This window comes from Corallococcus sp. NCSPR001 (assembly GCF_017309135.1).
Taxonomy (GTDB): Bacteria; Myxococcota; Myxococcia; order Myxococcales; family Myxococcaceae; genus Corallococcus.
On the sequence record NZ_JAFIMS010000002.1, the window covers coordinates 801,572 to 821,341 of the forward strand.

Consider the following 19,770-nt stretch of genomic DNA (forward strand, 5'->3'; position numbering starts at 1 on the left):
TGGCGCCCCCTTCGCTTCATCCGTGAGGTCGCGCCATGAGCAGCTCGCGTCGGCAGTTCCTGACCCACACCGTGATTGGACTCGCGAGCACCGCTGTCTCCGCGGCGCCGGACGCGGGCACGTCCGCCCCGCCGGCCGGTGCGCCGCCCACCTTCGGCGCGGGCCCCACGGTGGGGCCGGAGGTGAGCCCCACCACCTTCGCGGAGGCCGAAAAGCTGATGCAGGTGCAACTCACGCCCGCCGAGCGCACCCAGGCCGCGAGCAACTGGCGCATGTCCCTGGCTCCGCTGCACGAGCGCCGCACCGGCCCGCGCAAGCTGGCGCTGGAGCCCACGCTGTCGCCCGCCTCGCAGTGGAACCCGTCGCTGCCGGGGCTCAAGCCCACCGCGCCCGCGAAGGAGCGCTTCGTGCGTAGCCGCGACGCGAAGGTGCCGCTGCCCGCGAAGGAGGAGGACATCGCCTTCGCGCCGCTCACGCAGCTGTCGCGCTGGGTGCAGTCGCGCGCCATCACCTCGGAGCGGCTCACGCGGCTGTACCTGGAGCGGCTGAAGCGCCATGACCCCCAGCTCCAGTGCGTCATCACGCTGACGGAGGAGCTGGCGCTCCAGCAGGCCCGGCAGGCGGACAAGGACCTCGCGGCGGGCCGCTACAAGGGGCCGCTGCACGGCATCCCCTGGGGAGCGAAGGACCTGGTGGACACCGCGGGCATCCGCACCACCTACGGCGCGGAGCCCTTCCGCGACCGCGTCCCCACCACGGACGCCGCCGCGGTGGCGCGGCTGCACCGCGCGGGCGCCGTGCTGGTGGCGAAGCTCAGCCTGGGTGCGCTCGCGCTCAACGACATCTGGTTTGGCGGAGAGACGAAGAACCCGTGGCTGTTGGAGGAAGGCTCCTCCGGCAGCAGCGCGGGGCCGGGCGCGGCGACGGCGGCGGGGCTCGTGGGCTTCTCGCTGGGCAGCGAGACGGGCGGCAGCATCGTGTCGCCGTCCATGCGCTGCGGCATCACCGGCCTGCGTCCCACCTATGGCCGCGTGCCGCGCACGGGCGCGATGACGCTGTGCTGGTCGCTGGACAAGCTGGGGCCCATGACGCGCGGGGTGGAGGACTCACTGCTGGTGCTCGCGGCGCTCCACGGCGCGGACGCGGGCGACGTGGCGAGCGTGACCGCGAAGCTGGACTTCGACGCGAACGCGCCCGTGAAGGGCCTGCGCGTGGGCTACGTGCCCGCGTGGATGAAGGAGAGCCCCGCCACGGACGTGGACCGCGCGGCGCTGGAGACGCTCAAGGGGCTGGGCCTGACGCCGGTGGAGGTCCAGTTCCCCGACTGGCCGTACTCCGCCCTCAACGTCATCCTCTTCGCGGAGGCCGCCGCGGCTTTCGAGGAGCTCACGCTCACCCACGGCGTGGACGCGCTGAAGATGCAGACGCCCGACGCGTGGCCCAACCTCTTCCGCCAGTCCCGCTTCCTGTCCGCGGTGGACTTCGTCCAGGCGGACCGGCTGCGCCGCAAGGTGGCCCAGGAGATGGCGCGCATCATGTCGCGGGTGGACGTGCTGCTCGTGCCCTCGCTGCGCGATGAAGCCCTCACCATCACCAACCACACGGGCCACCCGTCGCTCACGCTGCGCACCGGCTTCGTGGAGGTGTCCAAGGCCCGCAGCGACTGGGCCCCGGACCCCAAGCGCCCCATGCCCACCTTCAGCCCCCCGCGCCGCGTCCCCCACGGCGTGACGCTCGTCGGCCAGCTCTTCGACGAGGGCACCCTGGGCCGCGTGGGCATCGCGCTGGAGCGCGCCTCCGGCGTCGCCGGCGAGCGCCCTCCCGGCTTCTAGCGGGTCGGATAGGGCACAGCCGGTCCCTCCGCCAGGGTGGGGGGACCATCCCGCTTGAGACCCCGGGGCCGCTGGTCCCCGGATTGGCACACCGGCACCTTCCGCCCCGGTCAGACAGGGGAGGGTGTATGGGATTGCCAAAGCCGGGAGTGAAGTTGTGGTGGATGCTGGCGTTGCTGGTGGCGCCGGTGGCGAATGCCTTCACGGACGCGGACGCGGTGCGCGTGTTCACGTTCGCCCGGGCGCAGCTCGCGGACACGATCCTGGAGATGCCCAGCGTGAACCGCTCGCCCAAGGCCTCCACGTCCAGTGGGACGTGGACCACGGTGGCCAACACGGACCGCGTCGCGTGGACGCAGGGCTTCTTCCCCGGGAGCATGTGGTACATGTTCCAGGTCGCCAACGAGCCCTACTGGCGTGACCGCGCGGACCTGTGGACGCGCCCCCTGGAGGTCCAGAAGACCAACACGGAGACGCACGACCTGGGCTTCAAGATGTACAACAGCTACGGCAATGCCTACCGGCTCACCGGCAATCCCTACTACCGGGACGTGCTGCTCACCTCCGCCGCGTCGCTGGCCACGCGCTACAACAGCACCGTGGGCATCATCGATTGTTGTGATTGGAATCCGGCCTGGAACATCCCGCTCGTCACCGACACGATGATGGACATCGAGCTGCTGCTCTGGGGCGCCCAGAACGGCGGCCCCGCCATCTGGCGCACCATGGCGGTGAACCACGCGCTCCGCACGCTCCAGGACGCGGTGCGGACCAATGGCAGCTCGTTCCACTACGTGGACTACAACAACAACGGCACCATCCGCTCGCGGGGCACCTTCCAGGGCTACTCCAGCACCTCCACCTGGGCGCGCGGGCAGGCGTGGCTCATCTACGGCTTCACGATGGTGTACCGCTACACGCAGGACGCCCGCTTCCTCACCGCGGCCCGCCGGGTGACGGACTACTACCTGGCGAACCTGCCCGCGGACCGCGTGCCCAACTGGGACTTCAACGCGCCCAGCCAGTCCAAGGACTCCTCCGCTGCGGCCGTCGTCGCGTCCGCCCTGCTGGAGCTGAGCACGCTGGAGACGGACGCCACGCGGCGCACCACCTACCGCAACGCGGCGCTGGCCATGCTCGACTCGCTGGCGTCGCCCGCGTACCTGGCGCAGGGCACCAACAGCCCGGGCATCCTGCTGCACGGCGTGGGCAACTACCCGGCGGGGCAGGAGATCAACGTCAGCCTCATCTACGGTGACTACTACTTCATCGAGGCGCTGCTGCGCTTCAACCCGCGCCCCAACTACCCCTGGTACTCGAAGCTGGACCTGCCGCGGAGCCAGCACCTGCTGGGCACCACCAACACGGGCACGCGCATCGTGGAGTTCGACCTCACCCCATTGGCGGACAACCTGGGCGGCGGCGTGGTGGGCTGGACGGACAGCTCCACGGAGGTGACCGCCTTCAACCGGCTGAACATGGCCCTGCGCATGAGCGAGGACGGCATCTTCCAGGTGCGCAACGGCGCGGGCTACTCGTGGATCCGCCGGGTGCCGTACGTGCGCAACCAGACCTACCACTTCCGCATGAACGTGGACCTGCTCGCGAAGCGCTACTCCGTCTGGGTGACGCCGCCCGGGGCCGCGGAGGTGCAGCTCGTGGACCGGGTCGCGTTCCGGTCGGATGGGCCGCCCATCGACGACCTGGGCCGCGTCGCGGTCATCTCCACCGTGACGGACAGCGACTTCCGCGTGAACAACCACCGCGTCTACTCGCCCACCGCGAGCGTCGCGGCGGCGCTGGAGAAGCGGGCCCCGCTGCCTGAGGCGCTGTTGAAGCAACTGGACGCGCCAGCCCCGGTCACCACGGGCCCCGCGGTTCCGTCCGAGCGCTGACAGCGGGCGCCTGTCCGGTGGCCCGCCCGGCGTCAGGGTGGGCCACCGCGGGTGCATGAGAGACGGAAGCCGGTTACATCCGCCGGGTGACGAACCTGGACCTCTTCCTTCCAGAACCCGCCCCGCGCCCGGCCACCGTCCCGGCGGGCCCCGGCCCGCTCGACCGGCTGTTGAAGGTGTCGCGCATCTACCTGGAGCCCACCGTGCAAGAGCATGCGCGCGGCCGGGAGATACTGGCGCGCTACCCGGACGCGGAGCGGGTGGAGGTGGCCTCGCACCAGCGCATCCCCGGGCTCTTCGGCAACGAAGGCAACGTGGAGGCCTGGAACCGCATCAAGGGCAGCACCCTGGTGCTGGGCGTGAAGAAGACGCTGTCCTTCATCGCCAACGACCGCAGCTCGGACTTCATCGCGCCCTCCACGGCGAACGGCTGCGTGATGGCGTGCGCGTACTGCTACGTGCCGCGCAACAAGGGCTACGCGAACCCCGTGACGGTGTTCGTGAACATCGACCGCATCCAGGACGCCATCCGCAAGCACGCGCACAAGCGCGGGCCCAAGCGGGAGCCCAACACGGTGGATCCGCACGCGTGGGTCTACGACATCGGGTGCAACAGCGACTGCTCGGCGGACGCGGCCATCAGCGACAACGTGCGGGACCTGGTGCGGCTGTTCACCACGCTGCCCAACGCCAAGGCCAGCTTCGCCACCAAGCTGGTGAACCGCGAGCTGCTCACCTACGAGCCGCGGGGGAAGACGCGCGTCCGCTTCAGCCTGATGCCGCACGCGCCGGCGAAGCTGCTGGACGTGCGCACCAGTCCCATCGCGGAGCGCATCGCCGCCATCGACGACTTCGTGGCCGCCGGCTACGAGGTGCACCTCAACTTCTCCCCCGTCATCCTCCACGACGGCTGGCAGGACGCCTACGTGGAGCTGTTCCAGCAGGTGGACGCCGGCATCGGCGAGCGGGCGAAGCAGCAGCTCGCGTGTGAAATCATCTTCCTCACGCACAACGCGGGCCTGCACGAGGTGAACCTGGGCTGGCACCCGAAGGCGGAGGAGCTGCTCTGGCGGCCGGAAATCCAGGAGACGAAGGTGTCCCAGGGCGGCGGCGTCAACGTGCGCTACCGCACCGGGTTCAAGGGCCGCCACGTGGCGGAGTTCCAGGCCCTGCTCGCGAAGCACCTGCCGTACTGCCGCGTGCGCTACGCCTTCTAGGGTTGGCGCTGCGGCTGCAATATCCAGGAGTAGGTGGTGTCCAAGTAGACGTACTGCCCGGACAGCTCTCCCGTGGGCAGCACCACCGGCCTGGCCGCCCCCGCGTCGGTGAAGAGGATGTTCCCGGGAAGGTCCAGCTGGGGGCCCCGGCAGTCGGGGCCACCGCTGACGTTGAGCTGCACGAGGGTCGGATCCGCGAGCGCCGCCGTGTAGGCGCGCGAGGGATGTGACAGCCAGTCCTCCATGTCAGGGTCCGGTGACGTCAATTCGTTGAAGGGGTTCAGCATCAGGATCCCGCCCGCGGGGAGCAGCGGGTACCGCGTGGGCCCGTGCGTGTACCTGCACCCTCCGGACACGTAGTCGACGTCGAGCGTGAAGTCGCCGGCGGGCTGCAGGAGGATGGAGCTTCCCACCCGCTTCGTGTGGGGGATGAGCGGGTGCTCGAAGTCCGGGTCCTCCAAGCCGCCCAGCACCTGGAACTCCACGTTCGTGTCGATGAGCTTCCGGCCCGACGACCAGGTCGTCCCCTTCAGGACGGACCGCGTGGTGCCCTTGAACCTCCAGCAGCCCACGTTGTTGCGCTTGAGGTAGGGCGTCTTCGCCGCCGTCAGGGTCCCGCCGCCGGCGGATTCGAACTTCGCGTTGCTGACCATGACGACGAGGTCCTCGACCCGCTGGGACTTCATGTCGCGGCAGAAGCCCACGTACTCGTATTCGCTCCAGTCCTCGTCGTGCCACGCCCCCGCTTCGTCCTTCCAGAACGCGAACACCTTCACGGGGTCCTTCGACTCCGTGATGTTCTTGAACCACCCGTTGTGGAAGAGCACGGAGCGCGTGCCCGGGTCGCTGAAATGCATGCGGTAGTAGCGGTTGGACAGGTTGTACAGCTCGTCGTGCAACTCGTCCGAGGCTTCGGGCCAGCCCGACAGGTCGGCGTTGAGGTCGTTCCTCCTCGCGACCTCCTTGAGGTTGTCCCACGCCTTGAAGGACTCCGGCCGGGTGCTGATGGGCGCCCCGTTCCAGAGGACCTTCGAGAACTCCGGCCAGACCTTCTCGAAGCCGCCGGGGAGGACGGAGTCCACCGCGGTGAGGCTGGAGGTCTCCGTGGTCAGCTTCGTCAGCGCGGCCACCACGACCGCCGGCCCGTACTTCTTCTCCAGGTATTGGAAGAACAGGTAGGCGCCGTAATCGCGCGAAGCGTCGCCCACCGCGCTGTCCGTGCAGTGGCCCTGGGCGCGGCTCTCCAGGGGCATCTCCGGAGAGTTGGTGAAACAACCGGCGAAGATGTGTTCGAACTGCTTCTGCGTGTTCTGCCCCACCAGGAGCGTGGGATACACGTGGTCGATGGCCCAGTTCGCGGTCGCATCGCGGATCCACCCGGAGTCGCTCTGCCGCCCCTTCAGCTTGTAGGCCCACTGGATGGCGTGCATCAGCTCGTGCGTCGCCCCGCCCTTGAGGGCGTTGTCGTCGTCGGGCTCGTCCTTCAGCAGGATGTAGGTGGCGGCCTGCGTGTTGTCCCAGCCTTCAGGGATGGTCAGTCCACGGTTGGCCATGTTGCTGACCAGGTACAGGTCGAGCTGGGGACTTCCCCCATTGCATAAAATGGCCTCGTCGGTGAGCGGCTCCTTGAGCCCCAGCGCCATCAGCCTGGGCCAGATTTCATTCGCGATCGCCGCGTCGAGCCTGATGGCCCGCTTGCGCTGCTCCGGGAAGTTCACCTGGTACCAGATCCGGACCTTCGAGATGGGATACGGGATGTATTTCCAGCCGCCGGAGGAGGGGCGGCAGCGCGGATCCTCCGAGCTGCTCAACCGGGCATCGGGCGTGGGTGCGTTGAGCCAGCTCCCCGGGTCCGCCGGGCGCAGCATGTACATCCCAAGGGCCGCCTGCATGGGCGCGGAGAGCGAGTTGAAGCGCTGACGCAGCTCTTCGAGCGAGGTGGCATCGAACCCCGGCTCGACCCGGGCCTTGTACTGGATGGGCAGCCGGGGGTCGCTGAACGCCGCGTACACCCGGTAGGCCAGCAGCTCCTCGTCGTTGATGAGCCCGGCCTCATGCGCGGACGTCAGCACCTCCTCGCTGGACGGACTGGACTCGTCGGAGGGCATCACGACCGCGGTCAGGGTCGCGCTCGCGGACCCGGCCCTGGCGGTGATGACCGCGCCGCCCGGGGCCACGCCCTCCAGCCGGCCGTCCTTCACCGTGACGGCGCCGGCCGGAACGGCGGACCACTCCACCTGGACGTCCTCCAGCACCTCGCCCGCGTCGTCGACCGCCAGGGCGGCCAGGGTCAGCGACTCGCCGACCAGCAGCGTCGCCCCGTTCGGGGACAGGGTGAGGGCGGCGACCTTGCCATTGTCGCCACCGCCTCCCGGGGACGGGCCGGGTTCGGTGGTGGAGCCGCAGGCGAGGACGAACGTGAGCAGCAGGCACGACGCGAGCCGTGAGGCTCCAGGCACCACGGGCATTTCCAGACCCCAGCGCAAGGGTGACGAGGCCTGGGTGGTACGCCGCGCCCTTTTAATATTCGCTTGAAAGGGCCTGGAACCAGGCGGCGTAGGGCGTGTTCTTCACGAGGCGCCGGTTGAGGTCCGGCGTGCCGTCCGTCCACCACGGCGGGCCCCGCTCCCCCAGGCCCACCTTGGCGCGGTGCACGCGGTCGCGGGCTCGGCGCTCCAGGGCCGCGTCCCTCGCGCGCTTCGCCCGGCCCACGTCCGCGCGGGCCCGCATCAGCGCGGCCACCAGCAGCTCGCGCTGCCGGGGCCCGAGCGCTGGATTGCTGCGGCGCCACAGCCGCCCGTCCACCACCAGGTAGCGTCCATCCGGGGTGGTGGGGGGCGGCGGCTTCGTCACTGCTTCACGGGGTACAGGAAGCGCAGGAGGTCTCCGAAGCGCGCGCTCCACGCGGCCTCGTTGTGCTGGCCTCCCTCCACCACCGTGTACTTGAGGTCGTCGTCCAGCACCCAGCCCCGGGCCACCAGCGCGTCGCGCAGCGCCTGCGCATCCGCCACCGTCTCCGCCTGTTCGCCAGAGCCTTCGTTCGTGCCGATGTCCTCCCAGATGCGCAGCGGCGGCTTCGCGGTGAGCGCGTTCACCTCCGCGACAAGCTCCCGGTCCGCCCACCACACCGACGGCGACACCACGCCCAGGCGGGTGAAGACGTCCGGGTGCTTGAGCCCCAGCGACATGGACACCAGCCCGCCCAGCGACGAGCCCGCGAGCCCCGTGAACTCCGCCTCCGGCTTCGTGCGGAACTCCGCGTCGATGCGCGGCTTCAATTCCTGGATGAGGAACTGGCCGTACACGTCCGCGCGGCCCGCGTCCGGGTACTCCGGCGGGAAGGGCACGGGCGTGTACTCCGCGATGCGGTCGGAGGTGTTGTAGATGCCCACGATGATGAGCGGCTCCACCTGGCCGGACTCCACCAGCGCCTGCGCCGTCTCATCCACCTTCCACTCGCCGGCGAACGCGGTGGTGACGTCCATCAGGTTCTGGCCGTCGTGCATGTAGAGCACCGGGTAGCGGCGCGTGGCGTCCGCCTCGTAGCCGGGCGGCAGCCAGATGATGACGTCGCGCGGCTTGAGGCTCGCGTCCTGGGGCACCACATTGCGCAGGTAGCGCACGTCGCCGGTGAGCGTCGGGTCCGGAGGAGGCGGGGGCGTGGTGAGGTCCGCCCAGCCCTTCACCGCCACGGGCACGCGCTCGAAGCCGCCGCCGGTGGTGAAGGTGTGGTTGGCCACCTCCGCGCCCGTCTCGCTCTTCTCCACCGTCTCCCACGAGCCGCGCGTCACCTTGAACTCCAGGCCCGTGCCCGCCGCGAAGGCGACGGCGCCGGCATAGGCGTTGTCCACGGCCGGGTAGAGCTCCACTTCCGCGCCATTCCAGTTCCCCAGCTCCGGTTGGTTGCCGGACAGCCACACCTTCGCCCCGGGCGGTGTGATGTCCGGGACCTGGACGATGAACACGGTCCTCGCGCCTGTCTGCCCCCCCTCGGCGCCGAAGCGCTCCACCGTGAGGTCGACACGCTCCTCGTTCTCACGGGCGGTGACGGTGTGGTCCGCCTCCGGGGCGCCCTGGGCGTCCAGCGCCACCTGGGGCGTGGGCGCCGTCATCCGCACCGCGTAGGTGAAGGCGGTGTTCTTGGGCAGCCGGGCCTTCAGGCTGAACTGACGGCCGCCCTGGTAGACCATCTCCAGGCCCCGCCCGTCCGTGCCGCCGAACGTGGCCGTGGGGCCCTGGAGGAAGATGGCCGCGTCGACCGGCGTCTCCGGCGGGACGGTGAGGTCGAACTGCACGTCGGAGTAGAGCTGCTCGATGGGCTTCGGCTCGTCGGAGGAGCAGCCCCAGAGGGCCGTCAACGCCAGGACGAGCAGCAGGGTGGGCCTCAAGGGCCGCGAGGACGACGACGACATGGATGGGTGGGCCTCCGGGGGCGGGTGCTCGAGCCCCTCGTGAAGGCGCACCCTAGCAGCGCGTTCCGACACCCATCAGTGGGGCCTGGATGCCCCGGAGTGGACATCCCGGAGGGCTGCCCCCTTGGCAGATGGTGGACAGTGCCTACCTTGCGGCGCGCACGGGGACAGGCGGGCCGCATTCCGCCACCCCCTCTAGCGAAGGAGTCACACCGAATGAAGAAGCTGACGCTGCTGGCCTTGACGCTGAGCGCCCTGTCCGTGGGCACGGGCTGCCACCGCAACACCCGCGAGTCCGCCAAGGACGACATGGAGCAGGCGGGCGACAAGGTGAAGGACACGGCCGAGGACGCCGCCGACGCCACGGGCGACGCCGCGGAGAAGGCCGGCGACAAGATCGAGGACGCGACCGACAAGTAGCCGTCCGCCGCATCCGTGCGGAAGGAACAGGCACCCCGGACGCCGGCCCTTCACGGCGCCGGCCTCCGGGGTGTTGTCATTCACGGGGACTGGAAGCCATGCGCGGCTAGAAGCCCGAGGCGAAGTCCTGGATGAACCAGTACAGGCTGAGCTGGTGGGCCGTGCCCTGCGTCGTGCCGTAATCCGACACGGTCCTGCCCGCCAGCGCGGGAATCTGCGGGCAGGTCAGCTGGCCGTGGATGGCCTGGGCGTAGCCGTTGGTGGTGATGGCGCTCGCCATGCTGGACGTGGAGGGCACCGTCACCCGGCCGGTCGTGCTGACCGTGTTGTAGGCGCCGGTGTTCGAGAAGGAGACGGCGATTGAGTCCGCGTCGAAGGCGTTGTTGTCGGTGATGAGCTGGTTGATGTACGGCGCGCCGCCGTTCACGCTCCAGGTGCCCGCTTCCCGCGCGGAGGCCACGCCGCTGATGGTCGTCCGGCCGGTGACGCGGCCCATGTGGTCGAAGCGGGCCTGGCACGGCGAGGTGCACGGCACCTTGATGGGGAAGGGGAAGCGCACCGGGAACAGCCCGCCCGGCCGGTGGATGATGAGGTCCCACCAGTAGTAGTAGCGCCAGCGCGAGCAGCTCAGCTGGAGCGACAACTGGCTGGAGCCGGTGACGGTCCGGTTGAGGCTCAGCGGGTACGTCGTGAGGGCGTTGGCGCTCAGCGTGTGCTTCGCGCCCGGGCCGTTCCAGCCATAGAGGCTGCGGTTCGGGTACGAGACCAGGATGCTCTGCGTGAGGTTGGGCGTGCGCGTGGTCGAGGACACCCAGCTGCACGTGCAGGGACCCTGGATGGGGATGATCCACGGGGACAGCTGATGCGCGAAGACGATGGCCTCGCCGCGCAGGTGCGGGAAGTTCTTGGAGACCTCCTGCACCAGGTCGTACTCGCCCTGGCCATACTTCGCGTCGAGCTGCGTGACCGCGGCGTCCAGCTCGCTGCTCACGTGCGCGACGTCCTTGTCCGACGTGACGCCCGCGGACACGGTGAGGCCGCACTCCTTGTCGTTCGCGCAGTCCAGCTTCACGTCATAGGGCTGGATGGCCAGCGGCTGGCCCTTCGGATCCTCCAGCACCAGCCTCTGCGCCCAGCCCGTCTCCCAGGGCTTGTCCAGCGCGCCAAAGAGCTTCACCTGGGAGATTTCGCCCGCCTTGGGCGTCACGTCCACGCCCGCGTTGACGCTGTCCTTGCCGTCGTAGGAGACGAGCTTCGAAGACGGGGGCAGGTCCTCCTGCCGGTCCGTCCACAGGATGCGCGCGGTCAGCTCCCCGTCCTCCAGCGCCACGTCGAGCACGGTGGCGATGTTCGGGCGGGCCTCCTCCCGAGGATCCGCGGCGTGGGCCGGAGCGCCCACGAGCAGGCCTCCGAGCGCGAGGGAGGAGACGGTCAGCGAGCGGAGCCAGGACGGGACGAGGCCGGTCGGGCCTCGCGACGGGGGATGGGGCATGGGGCAATCCCTTGCGGAGAATGGGGGTCCGCCCTCCAGCGCGAAGGCCGGAGGGCGGTTCCCCTTCAGAGCAGGTCCCGTGCCAGGGATTGCGCCCTGTCTGCGATTGATGCGGGTTTCGGAGGGAATGCGTGGTTTTCTGCGATGTTTCCGAAATCGTTGCTTGCGCTGGGAATGTGTCCCTTCCCGTTACGGAACCCCCGCCCGGTGTAGCGCGGAGGGCTACAGGATGCTGAAGAAGTCCTGGACGCTCTTCTCCATGGAGTCCACCTCGTTCTCCGGGAGCGTATAGGTGGACTGGATGTCGAAGGCGCGGCCAATGGGATTCAGGCCTCCGCCGGGGCACACCGCGATGCCCTGCACGGCGATGGCGTAGTTGCCCTGTGCGCGGCCGTACGGCTGCCAGGTGTTGGGGTCGCCGTTGTAGGCGTGGAAGGCCTCGCCGGACGTCTGCACGTAGCCGGAGCCGCTGCTCGTGTTGAACGTGGCGCCTCCCCTGTCGAATTCCTGGTCGCCGCTGGGCGCGTAGCGGGTCTCGTTGAACAGGGGGCTCAGGCCATTGCCCAGGTGGTACTTGCCCTGCTCCATGGCCGACGCGTTGGGGATGGTGGGCGGAGGGAAGGGGGTGGTGCTCTGCACGGTCGTTCTGCCGGTGATGCGGCCGAAGTGGCTGAACCGGCCGCTGCACGTCCCGGCGCAGGTGCTGTAGACGGGCTGGAGCATGCGCACGGGCTTCACCAGTCCGCCCGACTGCCGGATGCCGAACTCCTGCGTGAGGATGGAGACCAGCGACGTGCAGTGGAGGGTCAGGGTGACGCGGCTGCTGCCCTGCTCGGTCAGGCGGGCGTTGGAGGGCTTGTTCTGGGACAGGGGGCGCGAGTACAGGTTGTGCGCCGCGCCCAGGCCCGAACCCGAGGAGTTGGTGCGCGAGTAGGACGTCGTCCAGGAGCACTGGCAGCCCTCGGCGGGGCCGACCTTGACCATGCCGTGGGCGTAGGTCAGGGCCTCGCCGTACAGCGAGGGCTCACGCCGGGCCACCTCGCGCACCATGTCGAACTGCTTCGACCCCAGCTCCTTCTCGACGGCGTCGAGGGTCTTCTGCAGGGCGGTGCTCACGTGCAGGACCTCGCGGCTGGCGGAGATGCCGGGCGCGGCCGTCAGCTGGCAGGTCTTCTCGTCCTCGCAGGCGAGGCTGACGTCATAGGGCTGGTTGGCCAGCTCCCGGCCCTGCGCCTCGCGCACGACGAGCCGCTGCGCCCAGCCTGTCTCCCACGGCGCCTGCACCGCGCCGGACAGCTTCACCTCCACCTCCTCGCCGGCCTTGGGCGAGAGCCGCTCGCCCGCGGTGACCTTGTCCGTGCCGTCGTAGGACAGGACCTCCACCTCCGTGGGCAGGGACTTCGACTCCGCGGCCCAGCGGATGCGCGCGGTCAGCTCGCCGTCCTGCATGGACACGTTGACGATGGTGGCGGGCAGCTCGCGCGTTTCAGCGGCGTGGGCGGGCGCGGCCACGAAGAGGCCACCCACGGCGAACGAGGAGAGGGTCAGGGCGCGAAGCCAGGGGGAAGGGGAACGACGGTGCATGGAGGCAGTCCCTTGGGAAGAGGGGTTCCGCCATTTCTGACACGCGATGTCAGATTTGGCGGGCCGCCCCAAGAGCAGGTTGCGTGCCAGCGAGCCTCACGTCTGTCGCGAAGGACGTGGCTGTAGCGCGAAGCGCTACGCCGCACCGGGGACGGATCCGCTCGCGACCCGGGGGCAGTGCCGGTGTGTCCGGCCCGGACGCATCTGGAGCGCATGCGAAATCCCATCCCTCGAATCGATGCGAAGTGGGCCCTGGTGTTAGGGGCCTTCCTCTTGCTGGGCACCTCCGCGCGAGCGGAGTCCACCCTCATCACCTGCCCGCTGGGCACGGAGGCCACGCACTACCAGCCCGGCATCACCAACGTCCCCCAGCAGGTGAACGTCACCGCGGACGCCGTGCTGGGGCCCTGCGTGAGCCTGACGCCGGGAATCGTCTCCGCGAAGGTGCACACCACCGCGAAGGCGAACCTGAGCTGCTCGCTGAACCTGGGCTCGACGCCGTCCCAACTGGACATCACATGGAATGACGGCACGAAGAGCGTCGCCAGCGGCCAGACGCTGGTCAACGTGAAGGCCACGGGGCAGCTCGTGCTCGTGCTGACCGGGAAGATCACCGGAGGCCGGTTCAAGAACGCGACCATCGAGCGCACGTTGACGCTGCTCCAGACGGACCTGCTGGGCTGCTTCACGCCCGAGGGGGTGACCGACGTCTCGGGCGCGGCGATGCTCACGGTGGTGGGCGGCTCGTGAGGACCAAGCCTGCCGCCCCGCCGTGCTAGAAGGGAAGGGTGACTTTCGCTCTTCCCGGCCCGGAGCGCGCGGGCGTCGCGCGGCTCGCGTTCGAGCGCTCGGGGCCTCGCACCGTGGTGCGCACCGCGCTGGCGCACAGCCCCTTGCGGTTGCTCACGCCGCGCAACCACGGCCACGCGGCGTGGGCCTATACCAGCTCCTTCGGTGGCGGGCTGGTGGACGGGGACCACCTGCGGCTGGAGGTGGACGTGGCGGACGGCGCGTCGGCGCTGCTCGCGACGCAAGGGGCGAACCGCGTCTACCGCTCGCCCAATGGTTGCCGCAGCGACCTGGTCGCGCGCGTGGGCCGGGATGCGCTGCTGGCGTGGGTGCCGGACCCCACCGTGTGCTTCACCGGCGCCCGCTATTCACAGACGTTGGATGTGACGCTGTCGCAGGGCGCGTCGCTGGTGCTGATGGACGTGGTGACGGCGGGGCGCAGCGCCCGGGGCGAGCGCTGGGCCTTCCTGCACTATGCGTCCCGCCTGCGCGTCGCTCGGGAAGGGCGGGCGCTGGTGGATGAGCGCTGGGTGCTGGACCCCGCGCACGGCGCGCTGCCGGAGCGGCTGGGCCGCTTCGACGCGCTGGCGTCCGTGCTGCTGGTGGGGCCCGCGCTGAAGGACGCGCGGGAGGCCCTGGCCGCGCGCGTGGCGGGCCTGCCGGTGAAGCCGCGCGCCCGGGAGGTGGTCTCCGCCAGCCCCCTGGGCGAGGACGGACTGCTCTTGCGCGTGGCGGCCGTGTCGCTGGAGACGCTGCTCGGCACCACGCGGGACTGGCTGTCCTTCCTGCCGGGCCTGCTGGGCGACGACCCGTGGGCCCGGCGGGTGTGACTAATAGCGGGTGATGTCGAACGTGCTGTAGTCCTTGTACAGCTCGCTGATGTGCTCCGCCGTCAGGTTGACCGCGTCCTTGTGGTTGTTCGTCTTCCACTCGGCGGTGTTCGCGTCCAGCAGGCGGTTCGGGCCGTCCGTCTTGTGCAGGCCCAGCACGTGGCCCTCCGCGGACTCGCCCGACTTGCGCAGGCCGATGCGGTAGTGGCCATTCTCCTTCGTGCCGTCGTACAGCTTCTGCGCGAACGTGTCGTGGTTGATGGGCTCGAAGTCCTGCACCTTCACGCCCGGGTGGCCGCCGCCGCGGCCCGTACGGAAGTCGTCCACCAGATGGGAGATGGACTCCTGCTTCTGAGCGATGGCGTCCTTGTCCTGGTTGAGCTGCGCCAGCCCCTGCTTGAGCTCCTGGGTCAATTGGTGGCGCTGCGCCTGCAGCCCCTGGCGCTGCGCTGGCGAGAGGCTCGGGTCGGTGAGCAGCTCGTTGATCTCCTGACGCTGCGCCTTCTTGCCCTGGAGCTGCTCCACGCGGCCCTGGAGCTTGGAGATGTCATCCATATGCGCGCCGTTGAGCTTCGTGAGGGCGTCGCCCTGCAGGTGCTCCGCGTGCTGCTTGTCGATGAGCTTGCCGAAGTGGTTGTCCGTCAGCTTGCCGAACGCCTGCGAGCCCTTCATCGGGTCACCGCCGGCCTCCTTGCCGGTGCGGATCCACTCGGAGGTCATCGCGCTGCACACGCCCGCGTCCGTGCCCGCGGGCAGGCCCGGCTGCTTCAGCATCGGGTGGCCGCCCTGGTCCGTGTAGCGCAGCACCTCCGCGCCCGGGTTCCCCAGCTTCATCTCCTCGACCAGCTTCTGGATTTCAGGGCGCGGCGCCACGGCCTTGCCCTTGCCCGGCGTGCGGCCCAGGGCCAGGTCCGCGATGTCGCTCTCGGAGAGGTTGGGCGACGGGAGCTGCGGCCCCTGGAGCGAGTTCGCGTCGATGTTCGGGCGCGACGACGACGAGGCCTGGGGGCTGCCGGTCGGCTTGAACGCGTCCCCCTGGGGCGTCGTCCCGGTGGGCGTCGTCGGCCGGGAGACAGCCGGCGAGGCGGTGGGCGTCGTCGGCTTCGCGGCCGTCGCGTCCGGCTTCGAGAAGGTCGGCTGGGCCACCGTGTTCGTCGTCTTCGGCGGAGCGGGAGGCGCCTTGGGCGTCTTGGGGAAGCCGGCCTTGAAGCTCTTCATGGGGGACTCCAGAGGGGGAGAACGGCGCGAGGGGCCCCCATCCTGGCCCACGCTGACGCGTCGCGCTAGGGTCTGTCGGGTCGGCGCATCCCGCACCCGGTAGGAACCGAGGGAGTCGGACCCATGCATCTGTCCCCCCGTGACGTGGACAAGCTGCTCTTGCACCAGGCGGGCGTCGTCGCCCAGAAGCGATTGGCGCGAGGCCTGCGCCTCAACTACCCGGAGGCGGTGGCGCTCATCGCCACGCAGTTGCTGGAGTACATCCGTGACGGCAGGAGCGTGGCGGAGCTGATGGACCTGGGGCGCCGGTTCCTGGGGCGCGCGCAGGTGATGGACGGCGTGCCGGAGATGTTGGCGGAGGTGCAGGTGGAGGGCACCTTCCCGGACGGCACCAAGCTCGTCACCGTGCACCACCCGGTGGTGGCGGAGCACGGAGACCTGTCGCTGGCCCTCTACGGCAGCTTCCTGCCGGTGCCGCCGCTGGAGCGCTTCACCGTGCCCGCCGCGTCGCCGGAAGGCGCGCCCGGGCAGGTGCGCGCGGCGGAGGGCGCGCTGGAGCTCAACGCGGGCCGAAAGGCCATCACCCTGCGCGTCACGCACCGGGGCGACCGGCCCATCCAGGTGGGCAGCCACTACGCGTTCGCGGAAGTGAACCGCGCGCTGGTGTTCGACCGGGGCCGCGCCTACGGCCACCGGCTGGACATCCCCGCGGGCACGGCGGTGCGCTTCGAGCCCGGCGAGGTGAAGACGGTGCCGCTGGTCCCCATCGCGGGCGAGCAGGTGGTGCGCGGCGGCAACGCGCTGGGCAGCGGCAAGGTGTCCGACGAAGGCCGTGAGCGCCTGCTGGAGGCCGTGCGCGCCCGGGGCTTCGGTCACGAGGAAGAACGCGAAGAGGAGGGCCGCTCATGAGCCGCAAGCTGAACAGGCGTCACTACGCGGACATGTTCGGCCCCACCACGGGGGACCGGGTGCGGCTGGGGGACACCGGCCTGTGGCTCCAGGTGGAGCGCGACGCCACCGTCTACGGCGACGAGTGCAAGTTCGGCGGCGGCAAGGTGCTGCGCGAAGGCATGGGCCAGCGCGCGGGCGTGGGCGACGCGGACGCGCTCGACTGCGTCATCACCAACGCGCTGGTGGTGGACTGGACGGGCATCTTCAAGGCGGACGTGGGCATCAAGGCGGGGCGCATCTCCGCTATCGGCAAGGCGGGCAACCCGGACGTCATGGCGGGCGTCACGCCGGGCCTGGTGGTGGGCGTCACCACGGAGGTCATCGCGGGGGAAGGGCTCATCCTCACCGCGGGCGGCCTGGACACGCACATCCACTTCATCAGCCCGCAGCAGGCGGACGAGGCCATCGCCAGCGGCATCACCACCTGGGTGGGCGGCGGCACCGGCCCGGCCACCGGCACCAACGCCACCACCTGCACGCCGGGCGCGTGGAACCTGGCGCGCATGCTGGAGGCCACGGACACGCTCCCCCTGAACATCGGCCTCACCGGCAAGGGCAACACGTCCCTGCCGGAGGGCCTGCTGGACCAGGTGCGCGCGGGCGCCATTGGACTCAAGCTGCACGAGGACTGGGGCACCACGCCCGCGGCCATCGACACGTGCCTCACGCTGGCGGACGCGGAGGACGTGCAGGTCACCATCCACACGGACACGCTCAACGAATCCGGCTCCGTGGATGACTCGCTGGCGGCGTTCAAGGGCCGCACCATCCACACGTACCACTCGGAGGGCGCGGGCGGCGGGCACGCGCCGGACATCATCCGCGTGTGCGGCGCGCCCAACGTGCTGCCCAGCTCCACCAACCCCACGCGGCCGTACACGGTGAACACGCTGGATGAGCACCTGGACATGCTCATGGTGTGTCACCACCTGGACCGCGATATTCCGGAGGACGTGGCCTTCGCGGAGAGCCGCATCCGCGGAGAGACCATCGCCGCGGAGGACATCCTCCACGACCTGGGCGCCATCAGCATGATGGCCTCCGACAGCCAGGCCATGGGCCGCGTGGGCGAGGTCATCACCCGCACGTGGCAGACGGCGCACAAGATGCGCGAGCAGCGCGGACGGCTCCCCGGCGAGCAGGGGGACAACGACAACCTGCGCATCCGCCGCTACGTGGCGAAGTACACCATCAACCCGGCCATCGCCCACGGGCTGTCCCATGAAGTCGGCTCCGTGGAGCCAGGCAAGCTCGCGGACCTGGTGCTGTGGCGGCCCGCCTTCTTCGGCGCGAAGCCGGAGCTGGTCATCAAGGGCGGCTTCATCGCGTGGGGGCAGATGGGGGACGCGAACGCGTCCATCCCCACGCCCCAGCCGTACCTCATGCGCCCCATGTTCGGCGCGCGAGGCAGGGCGCGAGGCTCCACCAGCCTCGCCTTCGTGTCCGGGCGCGCGCTGCGGGAGGGCACCGTGCAGGGCCTGGGGCTCACCAAGCGGCTGTCCGCGGTGGTGGGCTGCCGCGCGCTGGGCAAGAAGGACATGCGCCTCAACGACGCGCTGCCCGCCATCACGGTGGACCCGGAGACGTACGAGGTCCGCGCGGACGGGGAGCTCTTGCGCTGCGAGCCCGCCACCTGGCTGCCTCTTGCACAGCGCTACTCGCTGTTCTGAAAGGGGCGCGCGCCATGGCTTCCGGCTGGAGGGTGTTGCAGCTGGCGGACTCGGGCTTTCCCACGGGGGGCTTCGCGCACTCGGGGGGGCTGGAGGCCGCGGTGCAGGCGGGCGAGGTGCGCGGCCCGGGGGACGTGCGGCGCTTCGTGGAGGCGCTGGTGTGGCAGGCGGGGCTGGGCGGCCTGCCGCTGGTGGGCGCGGCGTGGCGCGAGCCCGCTTCACTGCCGGCGCTGGACGCGCGAGCGGACGCGTTCCTCACCAACCACGTCGCGAACCGGGCCAGCCGCACGCAAGGGCGGGCCTTCCTGGACACCTGCGCGCGCATCTTCCCGGACGCCGTGGGGCCCGTGCGCGAGGCGGCCCGCGCGGCCGGCGTGAAGTTCCATCACGCGCCCGCGTTCGGCGCGGTGCTGCGCGCGCTGGACGTGGAGGAGGAGGATGCCCTGCGCCTCTTCCTGTCGCTCACCCTGCGGGGCGCGCTGTCCGCGGGCGTGCGCATGGGCGTCATCGGCACGCATGAGTCCCACCAGGTGCAGCACGCGGCCACGCCGCTGCTGGAGGCCGTCCTGGAGCAATGCAAGGCATTGGGCGTGGAGGACCTGGCCCAGCCCGCGCCGCTGTGGGACCTGGTGGGCGCCACGCACGACCGGCTGTATTCCAGGCTGTTCCTGTCCTGAAACCAGACACGAAGAGGGAGCGCGACATGCACGACGACGACCACCGCGGCCATGGGCAGGACGGGCACGAGCACACGCACGAGGACTGGGACCACCCGGGCCACTTCGACGCGCGCGACAAGCCGCACCGGCGTGACTACTCGCAGCGGGCCTTCACGGTGGGCATTGGCGGGCCGGTGGGCAGTGGCAAGACGGCGCTGGTGCTGGCCCTGTGCAAGAAGCTGCGCGACCAGTACCGCCTGGGCGTGGTGACCAACGACATCTTCACCAAGGAGGACGCGGAGTTCCTGGTGCGCAACCAGGCCCTGTCCCCGGAGCGCATCAAGGCGGTGGAGACGGGCGGCTGCCCCCACGCCGCCATCCGCGAGGACATCAGCCACAACCTGCTCGCGCTGGAGCAGTTGATGGAGGAGCTGCACCCGGAGCTGCTCATCGTGGAGAGCGGCGGTGACAACCTGGCCGCGCAGTACAGCCGCGAGCTGGCGGACTACACCGTCTACGTCATCGACGTGGCGGGCGGGGACAAGGTGCCTCGCAAGGGCGGACCCGGTATTACGCAGTCGGACCTTTTGATCATCAACAAGACGGACCTCGCGCCGCACGTGGGAGCGGACCTGGGCGTGATGGAGCGCGACGCCCGGAAGATGCGCGGCGAGGGGCCCTTCGTCTTCACGCAGGTCACCCGGGATGTCGGCGTGGACGCGGTGGTGGGCCACCTGCTCGACGCCTGGCGGCGGCGCTAAGCACTGGACGAAGGGTGTCTTCATCCGGCACCCGCGCCGG

Annotated in this window: 16 protein-coding genes; 10 read left to right on the top strand and 6 right to left on the bottom strand. The window is 70.2% G+C overall.

The genetic code is table 11. The annotated features are described in order from the left end of the window. Positions 1-35: 35 nt before the first annotated feature. From JYJ93_RS05340 to JYJ93_RS05350, 3 genes are all read left to right on the top strand, one after another. Positions 36-1,832: an amidase gene (locus tag JYJ93_RS05340; protein ID WP_206787012.1), complete on the top strand. Its 1,797-nt coding sequence runs from the start codon at positions 36-38 to the stop codon at positions 1,830-1,832. 128 nt (positions 1,833-1,960) lie between these two features. Beyond that, on the top strand, positions 1,961-3,727 hold the full coding sequence (locus JYJ93_RS05345) for a glycoside hydrolase family 88 protein (protein ID WP_206787013.1): 1,767 nt from the start codon (positions 1,961-1,963) through the stop codon (positions 3,725-3,727). 86 nt (positions 3,728-3,813) lie between these two features. Next, positions 3,814-4,944 carry a spore photoproduct lyase family protein gene (locus JYJ93_RS05350; protein WP_206787014.1) on the top strand — a complete coding sequence of 377 codons (1,131 nt, stop codon included), beginning with the start codon at positions 3,814-3,816 and terminating at the stop codon, positions 4,942-4,944. On the opposite strand, the gene JYJ93_RS05355 is transcribed toward JYJ93_RS05350, so the two are convergent. The 3 genes from JYJ93_RS05355 to JYJ93_RS05365 are packed head-to-tail and all read right to left on the bottom strand — an operon-like array spanning position 4,941 to position 9,356. Continuing rightward, a complete protein-coding gene (locus tag JYJ93_RS05355) occupies positions 4,941-7,406 on the bottom strand; it encodes an Ig-like domain-containing protein (protein WP_206787015.1) in 2,466 nt (821 codons plus the stop codon). The genes JYJ93_RS05350 and JYJ93_RS05355 overlap by 4 nt on opposite strands. 58 nt (positions 7,407-7,464) lie before the next feature. Beyond that, positions 7,465-7,797: a hypothetical protein gene (locus JYJ93_RS05360; RefSeq protein WP_206787017.1), complete on the bottom strand. Its 333-nt coding sequence runs from the start codon at positions 7,795-7,797 to the stop codon at positions 7,465-7,467. Then, on the bottom strand, positions 7,794-9,356 hold the full coding sequence (locus JYJ93_RS05365; RefSeq protein WP_206787018.1) for an alpha/beta hydrolase-fold protein: 1,563 nt from the start codon (positions 9,354-9,356) through the stop codon (positions 7,794-7,796). The genes JYJ93_RS05360 and JYJ93_RS05365 overlap by 4 nt, the downstream gene beginning before the upstream one ends. Positions 9,357-9,572: 216 nt before the next feature. Between JYJ93_RS05365 and JYJ93_RS05370 the strand changes: the two genes are divergently transcribed. Further along, a complete protein-coding gene (locus JYJ93_RS05370; protein ID WP_120568379.1) occupies positions 9,573-9,776 on the top strand; it encodes a YtxH domain-containing protein in 204 nt (67 codons plus the stop codon). A gap of 106 nt (positions 9,777-9,882) precedes the next feature. Here JYJ93_RS05370 and JYJ93_RS05375 read toward each other — a convergent pair whose 3' ends face one another. Both JYJ93_RS05375 and JYJ93_RS05380 read right to left on the bottom strand, forming a co-directional pair. Further along, positions 9,883-11,268 carry a hypothetical protein gene (locus JYJ93_RS05375; protein WP_206787020.1) on the bottom strand — a complete coding sequence of 462 codons (1,386 nt, stop codon included), beginning with the start codon at positions 11,266-11,268 and terminating at the stop codon, positions 9,883-9,885. 222 nt (positions 11,269-11,490) lie between these two features. Beyond that, the gene (locus JYJ93_RS05380) at positions 11,491-12,852 is read right to left on the bottom strand and encodes a hypothetical protein (protein WP_206787022.1); all 1,362 of its coding nucleotides are present in this window, start codon (positions 12,850-12,852) and stop codon (positions 11,491-11,493) included. Positions 12,853-13,065: 213 nt separating this feature from the next. Here JYJ93_RS05380 and JYJ93_RS05385 point away from each other — a divergent pair, with 213 nt between their 5' ends. Both JYJ93_RS05385 and JYJ93_RS05390 read left to right on the top strand, forming a co-directional pair. Then, positions 13,066-13,602 carry a hypothetical protein gene (locus tag JYJ93_RS05385; protein ID WP_206787023.1) on the top strand — a complete coding sequence of 179 codons (537 nt, stop codon included), beginning with the start codon at positions 13,066-13,068 and terminating at the stop codon, positions 13,600-13,602. A gap of 38 nt (positions 13,603-13,640) precedes the next feature. Continuing rightward, the gene (locus tag JYJ93_RS05390; RefSeq protein ID WP_206787024.1) at positions 13,641-14,471 is read left to right on the top strand and encodes an urease accessory protein UreD; all 831 of its coding nucleotides are present in this window, start codon (positions 13,641-13,643) and stop codon (positions 14,469-14,471) included. Here the strand turns inward: JYJ93_RS05390 and JYJ93_RS05395 are convergent, their stop codons facing one another. After that, positions 14,472-15,689 carry a cell division protein ZapB gene (locus tag JYJ93_RS05395; protein WP_206787025.1) on the bottom strand — a complete coding sequence of 406 codons (1,218 nt, stop codon included), beginning with the start codon at positions 15,687-15,689 and terminating at the stop codon, positions 14,472-14,474. Positions 15,690-15,812: 123 nt separating this feature from the next. Here JYJ93_RS05395 and ureA point away from each other — a divergent pair, with 123 nt between their 5' ends. The 4 genes from ureA to ureG are packed head-to-tail and all read left to right on the top strand — an operon-like array spanning position 15,813 to position 19,730. After that, entirely contained in the window at positions 15,813-16,598 is a 786-nt protein-coding gene (gene ureA / locus JYJ93_RS05400; protein WP_206787026.1) for an urease subunit gamma, read from the top strand. Continuing rightward, positions 16,595-18,310, top strand: a complete 1,716-nt coding sequence (gene ureC / locus JYJ93_RS05405; protein ID WP_206787027.1) for an urease subunit alpha — start codon at positions 16,595-16,597, stop codon at positions 18,308-18,310. Before ureA ends, ureC begins: the two co-directional genes overlap by 4 nt. 14 nt (positions 18,311-18,324) lie before the next feature. Beyond that, entirely contained in the window at positions 18,325-18,987 is a 663-nt protein-coding gene (locus tag JYJ93_RS05410) for an urease accessory UreF family protein (RefSeq protein WP_206787028.1), read from the top strand. 26 nt (positions 18,988-19,013) lie between these two features. After that, positions 19,014-19,730: an urease accessory protein UreG gene (gene ureG / locus JYJ93_RS05415; RefSeq protein WP_206787029.1), complete on the top strand. Its 717-nt coding sequence runs from the start codon at positions 19,014-19,016 to the stop codon at positions 19,728-19,730. Positions 19,731-19,770: the final 40 nt, after the last annotated feature.

Coding starts and splice junctions, on each gene's coding strand:
- JYJ93_RS05410 (WP_206787028.1), top strand. CDS start 18,325: ATGGCTTCCGGCTGGAGGGTGTTGCAGCTGGCGGACTCGGGCTTTCCC.
- JYJ93_RS05375 (WP_206787020.1), bottom strand. CDS start 11,268: ATGCCCCATCCCCCGTCGCGAGGCCCGACCGGCCTCGTCCCGTCCTGG.
- JYJ93_RS05365 (WP_206787018.1), bottom strand. CDS start 9,356: ATGTCGTCGTCGTCCTCGCGGCCCTTGAGGCCCACCCTGCTGCTCGTC.
- JYJ93_RS05345 (WP_206787013.1), top strand. CDS start 1,961: ATGGGATTGCCAAAGCCGGGAGTGAAGTTGTGGTGGATGCTGGCGTTG.
- ureG (WP_206787029.1), top strand. CDS start 19,014: ATGCACGACGACGACCACCGCGGCCATGGGCAGGACGGGCACGAGCAC.
- JYJ93_RS05380 (WP_206787022.1), bottom strand. CDS start 12,852: ATGCACCGTCGTTCCCCTTCCCCCTGGCTTCGCGCCCTGACCCTCTCC.
- ureC (WP_206787027.1), top strand. CDS start 16,595: ATGAGCCGCAAGCTGAACAGGCGTCACTACGCGGACATGTTCGGCCCC.
- JYJ93_RS05385 (WP_206787023.1), top strand. CDS start 13,066: ATGCGAAATCCCATCCCTCGAATCGATGCGAAGTGGGCCCTGGTGTTA.
- JYJ93_RS05395 (WP_206787025.1), bottom strand. CDS start 15,689: ATGAAGAGCTTCAAGGCCGGCTTCCCCAAGACGCCCAAGGCGCCTCCC.
- JYJ93_RS05370 (WP_120568379.1), top strand. CDS start 9,573: ATGAAGAAGCTGACGCTGCTGGCCTTGACGCTGAGCGCCCTGTCCGTG.
- JYJ93_RS05340 (WP_206787012.1), top strand. CDS start 36: ATGAGCAGCTCGCGTCGGCAGTTCCTGACCCACACCGTGATTGGACTC.
- ureA (WP_206787026.1), top strand. CDS start 15,813: ATGCATCTGTCCCCCCGTGACGTGGACAAGCTGCTCTTGCACCAGGCG.